This window comes from Microbacterium sp. PRF11, from assembly GCF_031844085.1.
In the GTDB taxonomy this organism is placed as follows: Bacteria; Actinomycetota; Actinomycetes; order Actinomycetales; family Microbacteriaceae; genus Microbacterium.
Genome location: NZ_JAUZUP010000006.1, coordinates 13099 through 29517, shown reverse-complemented (window position 1 = coordinate 29517; position 16419 = coordinate 13099). Strand labels below are relative to the sequence as shown.

Annotated in this window: 13 protein-coding genes; 10 read left to right on the top strand and 3 right to left on the bottom strand. The window is 70.8% G+C overall.

Translation table 11 applies throughout. The features are described 5' to 3' along the window. Window positions 1-75: 75 nt before the first annotated feature. The gene (locus tag Q9R20_RS15075; RefSeq protein WP_311250103.1) at window positions 76-1731 is read right to left on the bottom strand and encodes a RecQ family ATP-dependent DNA helicase; all 1656 of its coding nucleotides are present in this window, start codon (window positions 1729-1731) and stop codon (window positions 76-78) included. A 217-nt stretch (window positions 1732-1948) separates the two neighbouring features. Between Q9R20_RS15075 and Q9R20_RS15070 the strand changes: the two genes are divergently transcribed. Both Q9R20_RS15070 and Q9R20_RS15065 read left to right on the top strand, forming a co-directional pair. Continuing rightward, on the top strand, window positions 1949-3493 hold the full coding sequence (locus Q9R20_RS15070; RefSeq protein WP_311250102.1) for an ATP-dependent DNA ligase: 1545 nt from the start codon (window positions 1949-1951) through the stop codon (window positions 3491-3493). A 4-nt stretch (window positions 3494-3497) separates the two neighbouring features. Beyond that, window positions 3498-4124 (top strand): hypothetical protein, encoded by a 627-nt coding sequence (locus Q9R20_RS15065; protein WP_311250101.1) that lies wholly within the window; start codon window positions 3498-3500, stop codon window positions 4122-4124. A gap of 238 nt (window positions 4125-4362) precedes the next feature. Here the strand turns inward: Q9R20_RS15065 and Q9R20_RS15060 are convergent, their stop codons facing one another. Continuing rightward, window positions 4363-5223 carry an NYN domain-containing protein gene (locus Q9R20_RS15060; protein WP_311250100.1) on the bottom strand — a complete coding sequence of 287 codons (861 nt, stop codon included), beginning with the start codon at window positions 5221-5223 and terminating at the stop codon, window positions 4363-4365. A 107-nt stretch (window positions 5224-5330) separates the two neighbouring features. After that, window positions 5331-6314 (bottom strand): Gfo/Idh/MocA family oxidoreductase, encoded by a 984-nt coding sequence (locus tag Q9R20_RS15055; RefSeq protein ID WP_311250099.1) that lies wholly within the window; start codon window positions 6312-6314, stop codon window positions 5331-5333. 116 nt (window positions 6315-6430) lie between these two features. Between Q9R20_RS15055 and Q9R20_RS15050 the strand changes: the two genes are divergently transcribed. The 8 genes from Q9R20_RS15050 (at window position 6431) to Q9R20_RS15015 (ending at window position 16375) form a co-directional block, all read left to right on the top strand. Further along, window positions 6431-7753, top strand: coding sequence for a M20/M25/M40 family metallo-hydrolase (locus tag Q9R20_RS15050; protein WP_311250098.1), 1323 nt, complete (start codon window positions 6431-6433; stop codon window positions 7751-7753). A 106-nt stretch (window positions 7754-7859) separates the two neighbouring features. Beyond that, the gene (locus Q9R20_RS15045) at window positions 7860-8885 is read left to right on the top strand and encodes a LacI family DNA-binding transcriptional regulator (protein ID WP_311250097.1); all 1026 of its coding nucleotides are present in this window, start codon (window positions 7860-7862) and stop codon (window positions 8883-8885) included. 313 nt (window positions 8886-9198) lie between these two features. Next, window positions 9199-10302 (top strand): multiple monosaccharide ABC transporter substrate-binding protein, encoded by a 1104-nt coding sequence (gene chvE / locus Q9R20_RS15040; RefSeq protein WP_295836531.1) that lies wholly within the window; start codon window positions 9199-9201, stop codon window positions 10300-10302. 158 nt (window positions 10303-10460) lie between these two features. Next, window positions 10461-11987, top strand: coding sequence for a multiple monosaccharide ABC transporter ATP-binding protein (gene mmsA, locus Q9R20_RS15035; RefSeq protein ID WP_295836534.1), 1527 nt, complete (start codon window positions 10461-10463; stop codon window positions 11985-11987). Then, window positions 11974-13239: a multiple monosaccharide ABC transporter permease gene (gene mmsB, locus Q9R20_RS15030; protein WP_311250096.1), complete on the top strand. Its 1266-nt coding sequence runs from the start codon at window positions 11974-11976 to the stop codon at window positions 13237-13239. Before mmsA ends, mmsB begins: the two co-directional genes overlap by 14 nt. 225 nt (window positions 13240-13464) lie before the next feature. After that, window positions 13465-14880, top strand: coding sequence for a sensor histidine kinase (locus Q9R20_RS15025; RefSeq protein ID WP_311250095.1), 1416 nt, complete (start codon window positions 13465-13467; stop codon window positions 14878-14880). Beyond that, window positions 14868-15533 carry a response regulator transcription factor gene (locus Q9R20_RS15020; RefSeq protein ID WP_311250094.1) on the top strand — a complete coding sequence of 222 codons (666 nt, stop codon included), beginning with the start codon at window positions 14868-14870 and terminating at the stop codon, window positions 15531-15533. The genes Q9R20_RS15025 and Q9R20_RS15020 overlap by 13 nt, the downstream gene beginning before the upstream one ends. Then, window positions 15530-16375, top strand: coding sequence for a hypothetical protein (locus Q9R20_RS15015; RefSeq protein ID WP_311250093.1), 846 nt, complete (start codon window positions 15530-15532; stop codon window positions 16373-16375). The genes Q9R20_RS15020 and Q9R20_RS15015 overlap by 4 nt, the downstream gene beginning before the upstream one ends. Window positions 16376-16419 lie beyond the last annotated feature (44 nt).

Genomic DNA, 16419 nt, shown 5'->3' with positions numbered 1-16419 from the left:
TGGGCGACGCGCCGACGCTGACACCGGCGGGCTGCCGCCCCGCGCGGATGCAGGGCTCCGCACTCGAATCTTTCGTCAGGCGGCCTCGCCCAGCTCCAAGATGCCGCGCTCGAACGCCGCGCGCGCCAGCACCTTGTACCCGTGCTCGGGGAAGAAGACGGTCAGACGATCTTCCTCGACGCCCATGACGGTGCCGGTCCCGAACTCCTCGTGCTGCACCGTCGAGTCGATGCGGATGCCGTCGGCGCCCGCGTCTGCGTCGGTGGGAGCCTCGATCGGGGCGGCGGCCCCGGCGTCGCAGCGGTCGCACGCCCCGCACTGCTCGGGCGTCTCGACGCCGAAGTACTCCAGCAGGGCCCGCCGACGGCAGTGCGACGTCTCGGCGTAGGAGCGCATGATCTCGATCCGCGACGCGCGGATCCGCTCCTCGGCTTCGTCGCGTTCGCGGACGGCTGCCACGGCGTCGCCCGCCGAGATCTTCTTCTTCAGCGCCCGGATGCCATCGGGCCCGGAGTCCGCCAGTCCGCATGCGACGAGCTGGTTGAGCACCCGGCCGATGGCGCGCGTCGAGCGACCGCCCGCCTCGGCGATCTCTTTCGCGCGCATCGGCGCCTTCGCCGTGCGCAGCACGTCCCACACTCCCGCGACGTCGGCGCGCTTGCTGTGGCCGCCGGCGAAGAACGAGCGCAGCGAGAAGTCCTCAGCGCGGTAGTGCAGGATCGCGCGGGCCGGCTGACCGTCGCGAGCGGCGCGTCCGATCTCCTGCGCGTAGGAGTCGAGCGATTCGGTGACGTCGGCGTGCACGACCAGGCGCACGTCGGACTTGTCGACGCCCATGCCGAACGCCGACGTCGCCACGACCACGTCGAGCTCGCCCGCACTCCAGGCCGTGTGCACCTCGTCGCGCCGCTTCTGCGCCATCGCGCCGTGATAAGCGGCGGCGCGCAGGCCCTGCTCGCGCAACTCGTCGGCGTAGGCGTCGGTCTCTTTGCGCGTCGCCACGTACAGCAGCGCCGGGCCGTCGGTATCCCGCACATCGGCGAGGACCGCGCGGCGCTTGTCGTCGTCGTGCTCGTGACGACGGACGGCGAGGTGGATCTCGGGGCGGTCCATGCCGCGCACCTCGAGGTGCGGGTCGCGCATGCCCAGACTCGCCACGATGTCGTCACGGACGGGAGCGGATGCCGTGGCGGTCAGCGCGAGCACGGGTGGGTGCCCGAGAGCTTCGACGGCGTCGCCGAGGCGCGCGTAGTCGGGACGGAAATCGTGCCCCCACGCGGACACGCAGTGCGCTTCGTCGACCACGATCAGGCGCACGTCGGCGCCCGCGAGCCGGTCGAACACCTCGGGGTTCGCGAGCTGCTCGGGGGCGAGGAAGGCGTACACGGCGTCGCCGCTCTCGATCGCGGCCCACGCGGCCTTCTTCGCCGAAGCGCTGGTGCGCGAGTTCAGTGCCACCGCGGCGGGGGCGTCGGGGGCGGCGTCGATCGAGTCGATCTGGTCGCGCTGCAGAGCCAGCAGAGGCGAGATGACGACGGTGACCCCACCGAGCTCGCACCCCGCGATCTGGTAGACGGCCGACTTGCCGGCGCCGGTCGGGAACACCACGAGGGTGTCGCGACCGCCGACGACGGCGTCGATGGCCTCGGCCTGCCCCGGCAGCAGGTCGTCCCAGCCGAACACCTCACGGGCGGTACGGGCGGACTGTTCGAGCGTGGCGGGAGCGTTCACGAGACCTCATTCCTGGGGGAGGTCTCAGCACACCCCAGACCTCCGACATCGCCGCGGGGGTTGCGGCCGGGCCTGCGATGTGGTCCGCCGTCCGGCGAGTCCCGCCCCGCTCGTGGTCGGGCGGCGGCCGTCGTCGGCATCCCGTCCGGTCGTCGCACGCCCGTCCGCCGGACGCAAGCGCGCGGACGATGTCGGAGGGGGATGCCAGGATGCCGACATGTTCTTCGGCGACATCGAAACAGCGCTCGCGGCGGTGACGAACACCCGCTCGCGGCTGGCGAAGGTCGACGCCCTCGCGGCGGTCCTGCGCGGCCTCGAGCCCGACGAGATCGTCCCGGCCGTGGGGCTGCTCACCGCGTCGCCACGACAGGGTCGCCTCGGGGTGGGGTGGCGCACGCTGTCCTCGCGCGGCGGGTCGCACGCGGAGGCACCCACGCTCACCATCGGCGATGTCGACGAGGCTTTCACCCGCCTCGTCGAGGTGGGCGGTGCCGGCTCCGCCGCCGTCCGCACCTCGCTCCTCGATGCGCTCGCCGAACAGGCGACCGAGGGGGAGTGGAACCTGCTCATCCGCATCATGACCGGCGAGCTGCGCACCGGGGCGCTCGAGGGCGTCCTCCTCGACGCCGTGGCCCGCGCGTCCGACCGCGACGGCGCCGCCGTGCGCCGCGCCGCCATGCTGTCGGGCGATCTCGGCGAGACGGCCCGTATCGCCCTCACCGGCTCCGGCGACGATCTCGCCGCCGTCGGTCTCGTCGTCGGGCGGGGCGTGCAGCCCATGCTCGCCTCGACCGCGACGAGCGTCGCCGACGCCCTGGCCGTCGCCGGCCGGGCCTCGGTGGAGTTCAAGCTCGACGGTGCCCGCGTCCAGGTGCATCGGCACGGAGACGAGGTTCGCGTGTTCACCCGCACGCTCGCCGACGTCACACATCGCGTCCCCGAGATCGTCGAGGTAGCGCGTTCCCTCCCCGTCGACGACGTGATCCTCGACGGCGAGACCCTCTCGCTCGACGACGACGGCGCCCCGCGCCCGTTCCAAGACACCATGGCGCGCTTCGGAGCCGAGACGGCCCGCGAGATCGCGCTGCGTCCGTGGTTCTTCGACGTCCTGCACGTCGACGGACGCGACCTCGTCGACGAGCCGCTGTCGGCACGACTCGACGAACTCGAACGGGTCGCGGGGGCCTTCCGCATCCCGGCTCTGCTCACCGACGACCCCGCCGCCGCCGACACCTTCGCGCGCGACGCTCTCGCCGCCGGGCACGAAGGCGTGATGGTGAAGGGGCTCGACGCCGCCTACACGGCGGGGCGTCGCGGCAAGAGCTGGCTGAAGGTCAAGCCGGTGCACACCTTCGATCTCGTGGTGCTGGGCGTCGAACGGGGCTCGGGCCGCCGCGCCGGGTGGTTCTCGAACCTCCATCTCGGTGCGCGCGATCCTCACGGGCATTTCGGCGAGCCGGGCGGGTTCGTGATGGTCGGAAAGACGTTCAAGGGGCTCACCGACGAACTGCTGGCGTGGCAGACCACCCATTTCTCCGCTCGAGAGGTCGGCGAGGTGCCCGGCGGCATCCGGGTCGTCCCCGACACCGTCGTCGAGATCGCAATCGACGGGGTGCAGCGGTCGGTGCGCTACCCCGGCGGCGTGGCGCTGCGCTTCGCCCGGGTGAAGACCTACCGTTCCGACAAACCCGCGGCCGAGGCCGACACGATCGACACGCTTCGCGCGCTGCTCCCGGGCGGCGACGCGACGACGGAAGGATGACCCGATGAGTCTGGCCCCCTGGCTCGACGGAGAGCTCGGCTACCGCAGCTTCGGCGCTCCGGGAGCTCCCCGAGCGGTGTTCGTGCTGCGCACCGGTGACGTCGCCACAACCGACCCCGACGCCCGCGTGACGGCACTGTTCGACGTGCGGGTGGTCGCGGTTGGGCTCGACGCCCCCGAACTCGAGGACCCGCCCGCGTTCGGCAGTCAGACGCCCGCAGGGCTCACGGTCGAGGCTCTGCAGGCCCTGCTCGAGCGCGAAGCGCCCGGGGCGACCGTGGGGCTCGTGGGCGAGCGTGCGGCCGGGCCGATCGCCGTCCATCTGGCGGCGGCGATGGGACCGATCGTGGACCGCCTCGCGATCGTCGGGGTCAGGAGCCCCTCCGATCCGCTGAGCCGCAACGTGCGTACACCCCTGCTGGACCACCTCGACGCCGAGGCGCTGATCGTGGTCGGCGGCGACGGTCCCGCCGATCACGACGACGCGGCCTGGTACCTCGAGCGCATGCGCTCGGCCGAGGTCGAGGTCGTCCCCGACGATGAGATCGACTCCGTCAACGGTCACGTCACCCTCACGTCGGTGTGGGAGCGCGTGCTCCAGCACGTCGCCCCCGGCGCCGAGCGCGCCTGACCCTCACGGGCGGCGCGCGAAGCGCATCGACAGCGCCGACCGCCTGCCCAGACCGCGCCCGGGCCTCCCAGGCCTGCATAGACCGCGCCCGGCCTCCCAGGCCTGCATAGACCGCGCCCGGCCTCCCAGGCCTGCATAGACCGCGCCCGGCCTCCCAGGCCTGCACAGACCGCGCCCGGCCTTCCAGGCCTGCACAGACCGCGCGGCCGGTCCCGGCGCCGAGCGAGCGAACCCCGGCTCAGCCCCGCCCGAGCGCCTTCACCTGCACCACGTTCGACTCCTCGTCGACCTCGACGTGGTCGGTCTGCGCCTTGAGGAAGTCCGAGAAGCTGCGGAAGCCGAGCGCCTTCTCGCTGAACGACGGGTCCAGCCGCTTCATCAGGTCTTTCACCGCGGAGGCGTGCAGCCACTCCCCGTCCGCGCGTTCGCCCTCGAGCTGCATCGCGCGATCCAGCAGGTCGACCGCGGGATCCTTCGAGCGTTTGCGGGCGCGGGGCCGGGAGGGGGCGGCATCCTTCTTGGTCTCGGCGAGCTTCGGGATGCCGGGGAGCGAGTCGTACGCGTCGAACCGGTCGCACGCGGCGGCGAGGGACTTCGCGGTGGAGCCGGCGACGCCGACGCCCACGACGAAGCGTCCGAGGCGCTTGCACCGCTGCGCGAGGGGGACGTAGTCGCTGTCGCCGGCGACGATGACCACGTGCGACAGGTCGGGCAGTCGGAACATGTCTTCCACGGCGTCGACGGCGAGGCGGATGTCGGCGCCGTTCTTCGCGTAGGCGGCCGCGGGGAACAACTGCACGAGGTCGACCGCGCGGGCGACGAGCTGCGAGCGGTATTCCGCGTTCACCGGCGAGGACCAGTCCGCATAGGCCCGCGTGAGCACGAGCGTGCCGAACGACGCCGCGTAGTCGATGATCGCGCCGACGTCGATGGTCGCCTTGGTCAGACGTTCGGCGATCTCGGGGTCGGTGGGGTTGTCCGCAATCTTCTGCCGATCGCGCGAATACGCGTTGCGCCCGTGGACGCGGTCGTACCACGACATCACGATGTTGTCGAAGTCGAGGTAGACGGCGACGCGGGCGTTCTGAGTATCCGGCATGACTCCAGTCTGACCCGTCGCGAGGGCGCGCGGGTAGCCCGTGCACCCTGCCCCGAGCCGATGCGCAGCGCCTCGGAGGCGAGCACGCACCCCCTGCCGGGGAGGCCTCAGCGCTCCGAGGGGTAGACCACGCCGATCTGACGACGCACCTCGTCGAGCACGCCCATGATGTCGACGGTCTCGTCGATCGAGAGGATGTCGTTCGATCCGGTTCCGGCGGCGACGAAGCGCTCCGCGGCCTGCGCCTGGAACTGCATCCCGCGGCCCTCGACCTCGGTGGTGAACTCCTCGATCACCTCGCCGTCGGGGGAGACCACGCGGAACGACGTCGGGGTGTACCAGACGCGATCGATCTCGATCCGCGCCTCGGTGCCGACGATCTGGGCGACGTCCATACCGGCTCCGCGCGAGGACGACACGGTGGTCGACAGCGCTCCACCGGGGTGCACGAACGCGGTCGCCACCTCGGCGTCGCTGCCGGCATCCGACAGGCGGGCGAGGGCGGTGATCTGCTCGGGCAGGCCCAGCACGTCGATCGCGAACGAGATGGGGTAGATGCCGAGGTCGAGCAGGGCGCCGCCGCCGAGCGCGAGGTCGTTGAGACGGTGGGCGGGATCGGTGGAGATCTTCTGCGTGTGATCGGCCGAGACGACGCGGATCTCACCCAGCGTGCCGGCGGCGAGGATCTCGCGGATGCGCACCATGTGCGGCAGGTACCGCGTCCACATGGCCTCCATGGCGAGCAGGCCCTTCTCGGCCGCGCGGTCGCGGATGGCGGCGGCCTCGGCGGCGTTGAGCGTGAACGGCTTCTCGACGAGCACGTGCTTGCCGTGGTCGAGCGCCGACAGGGCGTTGTCGACGTGGCCCGGGTGCGGGGTGGCGATGTAGACGATGTCGACGTCGGGGTCTGCGACGAGTTCTTCGTACGATCCGTGGACGTTCGGGATGTCGTACTGCGCCGCGAACTCGCGGGCGCTGTCGATGCGACGTGAGCCGACGGCGACGACGTCGAGACCCGCGGTGCGCAGGTCGGAGGTGAAGGCGTGGGCGATGCCGCCCGTCGCGAGGATGCCCCAGTGCAGTCCGGTCATGCGCTCCACCGTATCGGCGTCCGGCGACATCGGCGCCGCGCGAGGCGTTTCGCGCGTGCCGGACACCGCCCGCGCGCATCCGTCGGCTCCGGATTCCGGGCCCCTAGGCTCGCAGCATGACCGCCGTCGAGAGGTTCCGCGAGCTCCTGTCGATTCCGACCGTGTCCCGGGTCGACCCGGCCGAGGTCGACGACGGGGAGTTCGCGCGCTTCCACGCCGCCCTCGAGCGGTTGTACCCGCTCCTGCACGCCTCGCTCGAGCGCGAGGTCGTCGCGGGCCGGTCGCTCTTGTACCGTTGGCGCGGTCGCACCGACGAGGCGCCGCTGCTGCTCCTGGCGCATCAGGACGTCGTTCCCGTCGACGGCCAGCACTGGCGGCATCCCGCCTTCTCCGCCGAGATCACGGGGGAGGGGGCGGATGCCGTGATCCACGCGCGCGGGGCGATCGACGACAAGGGTGCCCTGGTGGCGATCCTCGAGGCGGTCGAGCAGGCGCTCGCCGACGGCGTGACCCCGCGCGCCGACGTGTGGCTCGCCTTCGGCCACGACGAGGAGACGCGCGGGACGGGGGCGCAGGCAATGGCGGCCATGCTCGCCGAGCGCGGCGTGCGGCCCGCTCTCGTGCTCGACGAGGGGGGAGCGGTCGTGGAGGGCGCCGTCCCGGGCGTGGCCGCGCCCACCGCGATGATCGGCGTCGCCGAGCGCGGCGTCGCGACGTTCGACCTCGTCACCCGCGAGGCCGGCGGCCACGCCTCGACCCCGCCGCGCCTTCCCGCGACGGCGCGTCTGGCCCGGGCGATCGACCGGCTGCGCCGGCGGCCCTTTCCGCGGCGCCTCACCCCTCCGGTGCGCGCGATGCTGGCCACCGCCGCACCCCACATCGGCGAGCCGCTCTCGACGCTGTTCCGCCGCACCGCCGTATCGGCGCCTCTGGTGACGACCGCCCTGTCGCTGCTCGGCCCCGAGACGAACGCGCTGGTGCGCACGACGGCCGTCGTGACGCGGCTCGAAGGGTCGGCGGGTGAGAACGTCCTGGCCACGACTGCCCGGGCGAGCGTGAACGTCCGTCTGCTCACCGGTGAGACGCTGTCGGACGTGTCGGTGCATCTGCGCCGTGCGGTCGCCGACCCGGAGGTCGACATCGAACTGCGTCACGGCAGCGACCCCTCTCCCGTCTCGCCGTGGCGCGGCGAGGCGTGGCGACGCCTGGCCGCGGCGGTCTCGCAGACGCTCGGCGGCGACGTCGTGCCCCTGCCGTACCTGCAGCTCGGGGCGAGCGACAGCCGCTTCTACACGGGCCTCACGGATGCCGTGTACCGCTTCGCCCCGTTCCATCTCACGCGCGCGGAACGAGACGCTCTGCACGCCCCCGACGAGCGCATCCGCGTCGACGTCTGGCTGCGCGGCATCCGCTTCTACCGCGCCCTTCTCGAGAGCTGAGGGCCGCCGCGACCCCGCAATAGGCCCGCTGAGACGAAACGCATCGCGTCGGTTATCCTCGTGTGACCGGTCACGTAACAGCGCGTGACCCGCAATGAGGCGGACCATGAGCGACACCGACATCCCGGAGGCGACGGGGCGCGCCCCGAGCATCCGCGACGTCGCCCGGTTGGCCGGGGTGTCGTACCAGACCGTCTCGCGGGTCATCAACAACAGCCCGCAGCTGCGTCCCGAGACGGCCGAGAAGGTGCGCTCGGCGATCGCCGAACTGAAGTTCGTCCCGAACCAGGCGGCTCGCGCCCTCGCGACGAGCAGGTCGCGGCTCATCGGCGTCCTCGGTCCGCGCGCGACGACGCACGGTGTGGCATCCATGGTCCAGGCGGTCGAGTCGGCCGCACGCGCCGCGGGCTACCGCCTGACCCTCACAAATCTCGCCACGAGCGCACCCGACGACGTGCGCTCCTCGATCGACCACCTCATGCAGCAGGGCGTCGAGGGGCTCATCGCGGTCGCCCCGCAGACGCGGGTCCTGCCGATCCTCGACGAGTTGAAGCTTCCCGTTCCCGTGCAGATCGTGTCGTCGACCGGAGTCTCCACCTCGCACAACGACCAGGCCGCCGGCGCCCGCGCGGCCGTACGCCACCTGATCGAGCTCGGCCACACGCGCATCCTGCACATCGCCGGTCCGCGCGACTGGGTCGAGGCGGATCACCGTATGCGCGGCTACCTCGCCGAGATGGATGCCAACGACCTCTCGCCCCGACCGCCGATCCTCGGCGACTGGACGGCGCAGTTCGGATTCGAGGCCGGGATCGAGCTGTTGCGCACGGAGGATGCGACGGCGGTCTTCGCGGGCAACGACCATATGGCGCTCGGGTTCATGCATGCCGTTCGGGCCATAGGCCGCTCGGTCCCCGAGGACATCTCGGTCGTCGGCTTCGACGACGTCCCGGAGTCGGCCCACCTGTGGCCGCCGCTGACGACGGTCCGCCAGGACTTCGTCGGCATCGGTACGCGCGCCGTGACCGACCTGCTGACCTTGCTGGGGGAATCGGCCGGCGAGGGCGCGCTCGTCGAACCCGGCCATTTGCGTCTCATCGTGCGGTCGTCGACCGCGCCGCCGTCGCGCTGATTTCGTCACGTTTCGGCAACGGCGCGAAGTCGCCACGCGGGAGGACTTGACAGGGGCTGATCCCCGCGATGTAGCATCGCACACACAATGTGAACGGTCACATGACCGGGTCACACGGCCGACGGGACTCGCTGCGGAGCGGATCCGTCGAGACGAAGACGTTTCGAACGACGCGGATTGCCGCGCGCCGGACGGCTTGGTTTCGCCCCCGACGCCGTGCGCCCGGGTGTTCCGTCCGCTTTGCCCGTGGTGGGCTCAGGGAGAGCACCGCGACTAACACCCAATGGAGGGAACCAGAGTGAAGAAGCACAGCATGCTCAAGGCGATCGCGGGAGCGGGCGTCCTCGCGCTCGGCATCGGCCTCGCCGGTTGCGCGGGAGACCGCACCGGCAGCGGCTCCGGCGACGCGCAGGAGGCGGGCGGCACCATCGGCGTGGCCATGCCGACGCAGCAGTCCGAGCGCTGGATCGCCGACGGCAACAACGTCAAGTCGCAGCTCGAGGAGCTGGGCTACCAGGTCGACCTGCAGTACGCCAACGACGACATCCCCACCCAGGTCTCGCAGATCGAGAACATGATCACCACGGGCGCCAAGGCCCTGATCGTCGCCTCGATCGACGGCACCACCCTCACCGACGTGCTGCAGCAGGCCAAGGACGCGAACATCCCCGTCATCGCGTACGACCGCCTCATCAACGGCACCGAGAACGTCGACTACTACACGACGTTCGACAACTACAAGGTCGGCGTGCAGCAGGCCACCTCGCTCCTGACCGGTCTGGGCGTCCTCGACGCCTCGGGCAAGGACACCGGCGCCGCCGGTCCCTTCAACGTCGAGCTGTTCGCCGGTAGCCCCGACGACAACAACGCCACGTTCTTCTGGAACGGCGCCATGGACACCCTCAAGCCCTACATGGACAAGGGTGTGCTGAAGGTCCCGTCCGGCCAGACCGAGTTCGGCCAGGCGGCGATCCTCCGCTGGCTGCCCGAGACGGCGCAGAAGCGCATGGAGAACATCCTCACCGTCATCGGCGGCACCAAGCTCGACGGTGTCCTCTCGCCCTACGACGGTCTGTCGATCGGCATCATCTCGGCCCTCACCTCGGGTGGCTACGCCGCCAACGCCCTCCCCGTCATCACGGGCCAGGACGCCGAAGCCGGCTCGATCAAGTCGATCATCGCGGGTGAGCAGTACTCGACGATCTTCAAGGACACGCGCGAGCTCGCGAAGCAGGCCGTGACCATGGTCGACGACATCCGCAAGGGCGAGACCCCCGAGGTCAACGACGAGAAGACCTACGACAACGGCAAGAAGGTCGTTCCCTCGTACCTCCTGCAGTCGACGATCGTCACCAAGGACAACTACAAGGAAGTCCTCATCGACAGCGGTTACTACACCGAGGCCGACCTGGGTTGATCCCCGGAGGGGCACCGAGCCCCTCAACCCCCGCCTCCGCCGCGACCCCGGGTCGCGGCGGAGGCTCCCGCGGGTCAGCGGCATCCCGCACCCGCCCCACATTCCGACCGGCCACGAGCCGGTTCTGCAAGGAGGACCTCGTGAGCACCATCCTCGAGATGCGCTCGATCACCAAGGAGTTCCCTGGCGTCATCGCGCTCGCCGACGTGTCGTTGACCGTCGAGCGCGGGACGGTTCACGCCATCTGCGGCGAGAACGGCGCCGGCAAGTCCACCCTCATGAAGGTGCTCAGCGGCGTGTACCCCGCGGGCGACTACCGCGGCGAGATCGTCTTCGACGGCAACACCGTCGAGTTCAAGGACATCCGCGACAGCGAAGCGGCCGGCATCGTCATCATCCACCAGGAGCTGGCTCTCAGCCCCTACCTCTCGATCGCCGAGAACATCTTCCTCGGCAACGAGATCACGCACCGCGGTCTCATCGACTGGGATGCCACCAACCGCGAGGCCGCCAAGCTCCTCGCCCGCGTGGGACTCGGCGACAGCCCCGACGTGCCGGTCAACGAGATCGGCGTCGGCAAGCAGCAGCTCGTCGAGATCGCGAAGGCCCTGTCGAAGGACGTGAAGCTCCTCATCCTCGACGAACCGACCGCGGCGCTCAACGACGACGACTCCGAGCACCTGCTCGATCTGATCCGCCACCTCAAGGGGCAGGGGATCACCTCGATCATCATCAGCCACAAGCTCAACGAGATCCGCGCGATCGCCGACGAGGTCACGATCATCCGTGACGGTCGCACGATCGAGACCCTCGACGTGGCCACCGGTGGCACGAGCGAGGACCGCATCATCCGCGGGATGGTGGGCCGCGAGCTCGAGAACCGCTACCCCGACCGCGACGTCGAGATCGGCGACGAGGTCCTGCGCATCGAGGACTGGAACGTCAGCCACCCCACGGATGCCAACCGCACCGTGATCCACCAGGCCAACCTGAACGTGCGCGCCGGCGAGGTCGTCGGCATCGCGGGCCTGATGGGTGCCGGTCGCACCGAGCTCGCGATGAGCGTGTTCGGCAAGAGCTTCGGCTCGCGCATCTCGGGCAACGTCTACATCCGCGGTCAGAAGGCCGACACCTCGACGGTCCCCGCTGCGATCCGCAGCGGCCTCGCGTACGTCACCGAGGACCGCAAGGGCGCCGGGCTCAACCTCATCGACACGATCAAGCGCAACATCTCGCTCGCCGGGATGCGCAAGCTCGTCAAGGGCGGTTGGGTCGACGGCGACGAGGAGTACCTGGTCGCCAACCGCTATCGCAAGTCCATGAACATCAAGGCGCCCAGCGTCGACGTGGTCGTAGGCAAGCTCTCCGGCGGCAACCAGCAGAAGGTCGTGCTGTCGCAGTGGCTGTACTCCGATCCCGAGGTGCTGATCCTCGACGAGCCGACCCGCGGCATCGACGTGGGCGCCAAGTACGAGATCTACACGATCATCAACTCCCTCGCGGCGCAGGGGAAGGGGGTGCTGGTCATCTCCTCGGAGCTGCCCGAGCTCCTCGGCATCTGCGACCGCATCTACACCCTCAGCGAAGGCCACATCACCGGCCAGCTGCCCATCGAAGAGGCCACTCCCGAGGCACTCATGGTGCTCATGACGAAGGAAAAGGAAGCCGACCATGTCAGCGCTTGACAACACCGTGACCCCCCAGGGTCCCGCCACGCCGAAGGGGCCCGTCGGCGGCGGTGCCGGCAGCGGTGCCGGCGGCATCGTGCAGTTCTTCACGTCACGCCTGCGCGAGATCGGCATCTTCATCGCGCTGATCGTCATCGTGCTGCTCTTCCAGGCGCTGACCGGCGGCCGTCTGCTCACCGCGGGCAACGTGTCGAACATCATCGTCCAGAACAGCTACATCCTGATCCTCGCGATCGGCATGGTGATGATCATCATCGCCGGCCACATCGACCTCTCGGTCGGTTCGGTCGCCGCGTTCGTCGGTGCCGTCTCGGGTGTGCTCATCGTCCAGTGGGGTCTGCCCTGGTGGCTGGGCATCGTCCTCTCGCTGCTCCTGGGTGCCGTGGTCGGCATGTGGCAGGGCTTCTGGGTCGCCTACATCGGCATCCCCGCGTTCATCGTCACCCTGGCGGGCATGCTCCTGTTCCGCGGTCTGACGCAGATGACCCTGGGCAACACCCAGATCACGCCGTTCCCCACGGAGTACCGTGCGCTCGGCGGTGGCTACCTGTTCCCCGACCTGTTCCCGGCCTCGAGCTCCCCGGCCGAGTGGATCACGGTCGCCCTCGGTGTCCTGACCCTCGTGCTCTTCGTCGTGTCGCAGGTGCGTCAGCGCGCCAAGCGCGCCGCCCTCGAGCTGCAGAACGAGCCGCAGGTCGCCTTCCTCGTCAAGCTCATCGGTGGCGGCGCGCTCATCGCGTACCTCACCTACCTGCTCGGCGTGGCCCCCGGCTCGCGCGGGACGCCCATCGTGCTCGTCGTGCTCGCCCTGCTGATCATCGGCTACTCGACGGTTATGAGCCGCAGCGTCTTCGGCCGCCACATCTACGCGCTCGGCGGCAACCGCACCGCGGCGAAGCTGTCGGGCATCAACACCCGCCGTGTCGACTTCATGCTGTTCGTCAACATGGGCGTGCTCGCGGCCCTCGCCGGCATCGTGTTCACGGGCCGTCTGAACTCCGCCGGTCCCGGCGCGGGAAACCTCTTCGAGCTGGATGCCATCGCGGCATCGTTCATCGGTGGAGCGGCCGTGCAGGGTGGTGTCGGCCGCGTGGTCGGCGCGATCGCCGGTGGTCTGGTCATGGGTGTGCTCAACAACGGCATGTCGCTCATGGGCATCTCGACTGACGTGCAGCAGTTCATCAAGGGTCTCGTGCTGCTGCTGGCCGTGGCCTTCGACGTGTGGAACAAGAACCGCACCCGCGGTTGATCCACGCTCCCCTCGGACGCCCCGTCGCCTCGTGCGGCGGGGCGTCCGTCGTTTTCCCCCCACCCCTTCTCGTGTGAGTCGCCAAGATCTGTCGCTTCGCGGGGGTTCCCGGCGACAAATCTTGGCACCTCGCGCGGGGAGTGGCCGGGGCTTCGGGATAACCCGAACGAACGACGAGGGCTGACCGGGCGGCGCGGCTCGAGGCGGAGTCCTAGCGTGGATGCCATGACCTCGGCATCCGTCCTCCCGCCCCCGCCGCCGCGGCCCGGCGCCTCCGCCCCGCACGAGGCCGACGCCTCGACGGCGTCCGCCGGCGCGAACGACCGCACGCTTCCGCTTCCGCCGCTCGCCGCGAACGACGCCACCCTCCCGCTCCCGCCGGCGACCCCGGCCGCCGTGCCGACCACGGTGCGCATCGCCTCTCCCGGCCGCGTCGCCGGTGCGGCCGCCCATCTCGCCGCCCTCGGCGTCGTCGGCCCCGCCGTCTTCACCGGTCTGTTCGGTCTGTTCGGCTCGGGCTTCGGTCTGCTCCCCGCGCTGCTGATCGGGGTCGTGGTGCTCGTCGGCTTCGTCTACGCGCTGTTCGCGGTCGCGTGGTTCGAGCGCGCTCGCGTCGACGGCCTCTACGGCCTGGGTCTCGCCGGGCTCCGTCCGCGGCGCAGCCCCAAGCCCGGGTTCGTCGGGGTGCTGCACACCATCTGGCTGCAGGCCATCGATCCGCTGCAGTGGCGGGCCGTGGCCTCGTTCGCCATCTCGACCGTGCTGGGCGTGCTCACCATCACCGCGATCGGCGTCGTCTCGTGGGGGATCGGCGTCGCCGTCAGCCCGATCTTCGGCTGGTCCGACACGCGTCTGCTCGGCATCCTGCCGCTGCCGGGGATCGCCGCGCCCCTCACCGGGGTGGCCGCGATCGTCGTCGCTCTGGGGGCCGTCGTGGGTCTGGCCGTGCTGCACGGCGTGATCGTGCGGGCGATGTTCGTGCCCTCCCGGGAGGCGCAGCTGCTCGAGCAGGCCCGCACGTCAGACACCCGGCGGGCCGGTGCCGTCCGTGCCGCCGAGGTCGAGCGCACGCGCATCGAACGCGATCTGCACGACGGCGTCCAGCCGCGCCTCGTGTCCATCGGAATGACGCTGGGTCTCGCGCAGACCAAGATCGACGACGACCCCGAGGCCGCGAAGGCCCTCGTCGCCGAGGCGCACGCCTCGACGAAGTCGGCGATCACCGAACTCCGTCAGCTCGCCCGTGGCATCCACGCCTCGGTGCTCGAGGACCGGGGATTGGATGCCGCGCTCTCGGCCCTGGCATCCCGATCCCACATCCCGGTGACGCTCGACGTGCGGCTGCCCCGTCGCTGCGGGCGCGCCGCCGAGGAGGCCGTGTACTTCGCGATCGCCGAGACCCTCACCAACGCCGCGAAGCACTCCCGCGCCGCCGCCTGCCGCGTCGATGTGCGGGTGCGCGAGGACGGGTCGCTCTGGGCGCGGGTCGAGGACGACGGCCTGGGCGGTGCCCGGATTGTTCCCGGCGGGGGCCTGGACGGCATCGTCAACCGGGTGACCGCGGCCGGGGGCACCGCCCGCATCGACAGCCCCCAGGGCGGCCCGACCACGGTGGAGGTGAACGTCCCGTGCGCGTCCTGATCTGCGAGGACTCGGTGCTGCTGCGCGAGGGGCTCGTGCGCCTGCTCGCCGACGACGGGCACGAGGTCGTCGCCGCGCTCCCGGATGCCGCCGGGCTCGAGGCCGCGGTCGCCGAGAACGCCCCGGAGCTATGCATCCTCGACGTCCGGCTCCCCCCGACCTGGACCGACGAGGGCATCCGCGCGGCGATCGCGCTGCGGTCGCGGCATCCGGGGCTCGCCGTCCTCGTGCTGTCGCAGTACGTGGAGGAGCGCTACGCCAGCGATTTGATCGCCGACGGGCAGGGCGCGCTCGGCTACCTGTTGAAGGATCGGGTGGCCGATGTCGCCGACTTCCTCGCCGCGGTCGCCTCGATCGCGGGCGGAGCCACCGTGCTCGACCCGGAGGTCGTCGCGCAGCTGCTCACCCGACGCCGTCGCGACGAGCGCCTGCAGAGCCTTACGGAGCGCGAGCGCGCGGTGCTGGCACTCATCGCCGAGGGGCGGTCGAACCAGGCGATCGCGAGTGCGCTGTTCGTCTCGGAGGCCAGCGTCGAGAAATACATCACCGCCATCTTCACCAAGCTCGGGCTCGAGCAGGACGAGACCGGCAACCGCCGCGTCATCGCCGCTCTCGTGCACCTGGGCCACGATCACACCGGAGCATCCTCATGACCTCGCACACGTCCTCCCCGGCCTCTCCGACTCCCGGGCCGCCCCGTCGTCGCGGCGCCGCGTTCGCGGTGTCGGCGGTCACGATCGTCGTCGGTTCGGTGGTCGCCCTCGGCACCCTCGTCGGGACCGGCGTGCCGGCCGTCGCGAGCCTGATCGACTGGCGCGGCCAGACGGCCACCTACGACAGCTCGATCGACGACACGACCGAGCAGCTGACCGGCCTCGACATCGACCTCGCGGGCGGCTCCTTGACCGTCGAGTTCGGCGACGTGGAATCCGCGCGCCTCGACGCCGACGATCGGGGTCGGCGCGGCTGGACCTTCCGGCGCGACGGGGATTCCCTCCGCGTCGCTTCGCCTTCGGGCACGTTCGCGGGGTGGGGGCCGGGCTCGCGGGCGACGCTCGTGCTGCCGCGCGATCTCGACGGCGCGGGCCTGCACGCCGACATCCGGGTCACGGGTGGGACGCTCGATGCGACCGGCGACTTCGGCGAGATGGCGGTCGACGTCGCCGGCGGCACGGCCTCGGTCGACGGCGGTGCGCGGGATCTCGACCTGACGGTGACGGGCGGCTCCGCCTCCGCCCGGATCCTGGATGCCGAGACCGCGTCGTTCGAGGTCGCCGGGGGCGAGCTGACGGCACGGCTCAGCGGCGTCACCCCGACCCGCACCGACGTCGAGGTGACCGCGGGCTCCGCCGACGTCACCCTGCCCGACGACGAGTACGACGTCCGCGTCGACGACGGTATGGGCTCGGTCGACAACGCCCTGCGCACCAGCGCCACGGCCTCCGCCGAGGTCGACGTGACTGCGACGATGGGCTCGGTGCGCCTCCGTTCCTGACGCGCTCCGCGCCGGTTGCGTGAGTCGCCAGGATGTGTCGCTTC

Excerpts from the sequence above, each read along its gene's own strand:
- Q9R20_RS15070 (WP_311250102.1), top strand. The coding sequence starts at position 1,949 with ATGTTCTTCGGCGACATCGAAACAGCGCTCGCGGCGGTGACGAACACC.
- Q9R20_RS15055 (WP_311250099.1), bottom strand. The coding sequence starts at position 6,314 with ATGACCGGACTGCACTGGGGCATCCTCGCGACGGGCGGCATCGCCCAC.
- Q9R20_RS15050 (WP_311250098.1), top strand. The coding sequence starts at position 6,431 with ATGACCGCCGTCGAGAGGTTCCGCGAGCTCCTGTCGATTCCGACCGTG.
- Q9R20_RS15025 (WP_311250095.1), top strand. The coding sequence starts at position 13,465 with ATGACCTCGGCATCCGTCCTCCCGCCCCCGCCGCCGCGGCCCGGCGCC.
- Q9R20_RS15060 (WP_311250100.1), bottom strand. The coding sequence starts at position 5,223 with ATGCCGGATACTCAGAACGCCCGCGTCGCCGTCTACCTCGACTTCGAC.
- Q9R20_RS15065 (WP_311250101.1), top strand. The coding sequence starts at position 3,498 with ATGAGTCTGGCCCCCTGGCTCGACGGAGAGCTCGGCTACCGCAGCTTC.
- mmsB (WP_311250096.1), top strand. The coding sequence starts at position 11,974 with ATGTCAGCGCTTGACAACACCGTGACCCCCCAGGGTCCCGCCACGCCG.
- Q9R20_RS15045 (WP_311250097.1), top strand. The coding sequence starts at position 7,860 with ATGAGCGACACCGACATCCCGGAGGCGACGGGGCGCGCCCCGAGCATC.
- Q9R20_RS15015 (WP_311250093.1), top strand. The coding sequence starts at position 15,530 with ATGACCTCGCACACGTCCTCCCCGGCCTCTCCGACTCCCGGGCCGCCC.
- mmsA (WP_295836534.1), top strand. The coding sequence starts at position 10,461 with ATGCGCTCGATCACCAAGGAGTTCCCTGGCGTCATCGCGCTCGCCGAC.
- chvE (WP_295836531.1), top strand. The coding sequence starts at position 9,199 with ATGCTCAAGGCGATCGCGGGAGCGGGCGTCCTCGCGCTCGGCATCGGC.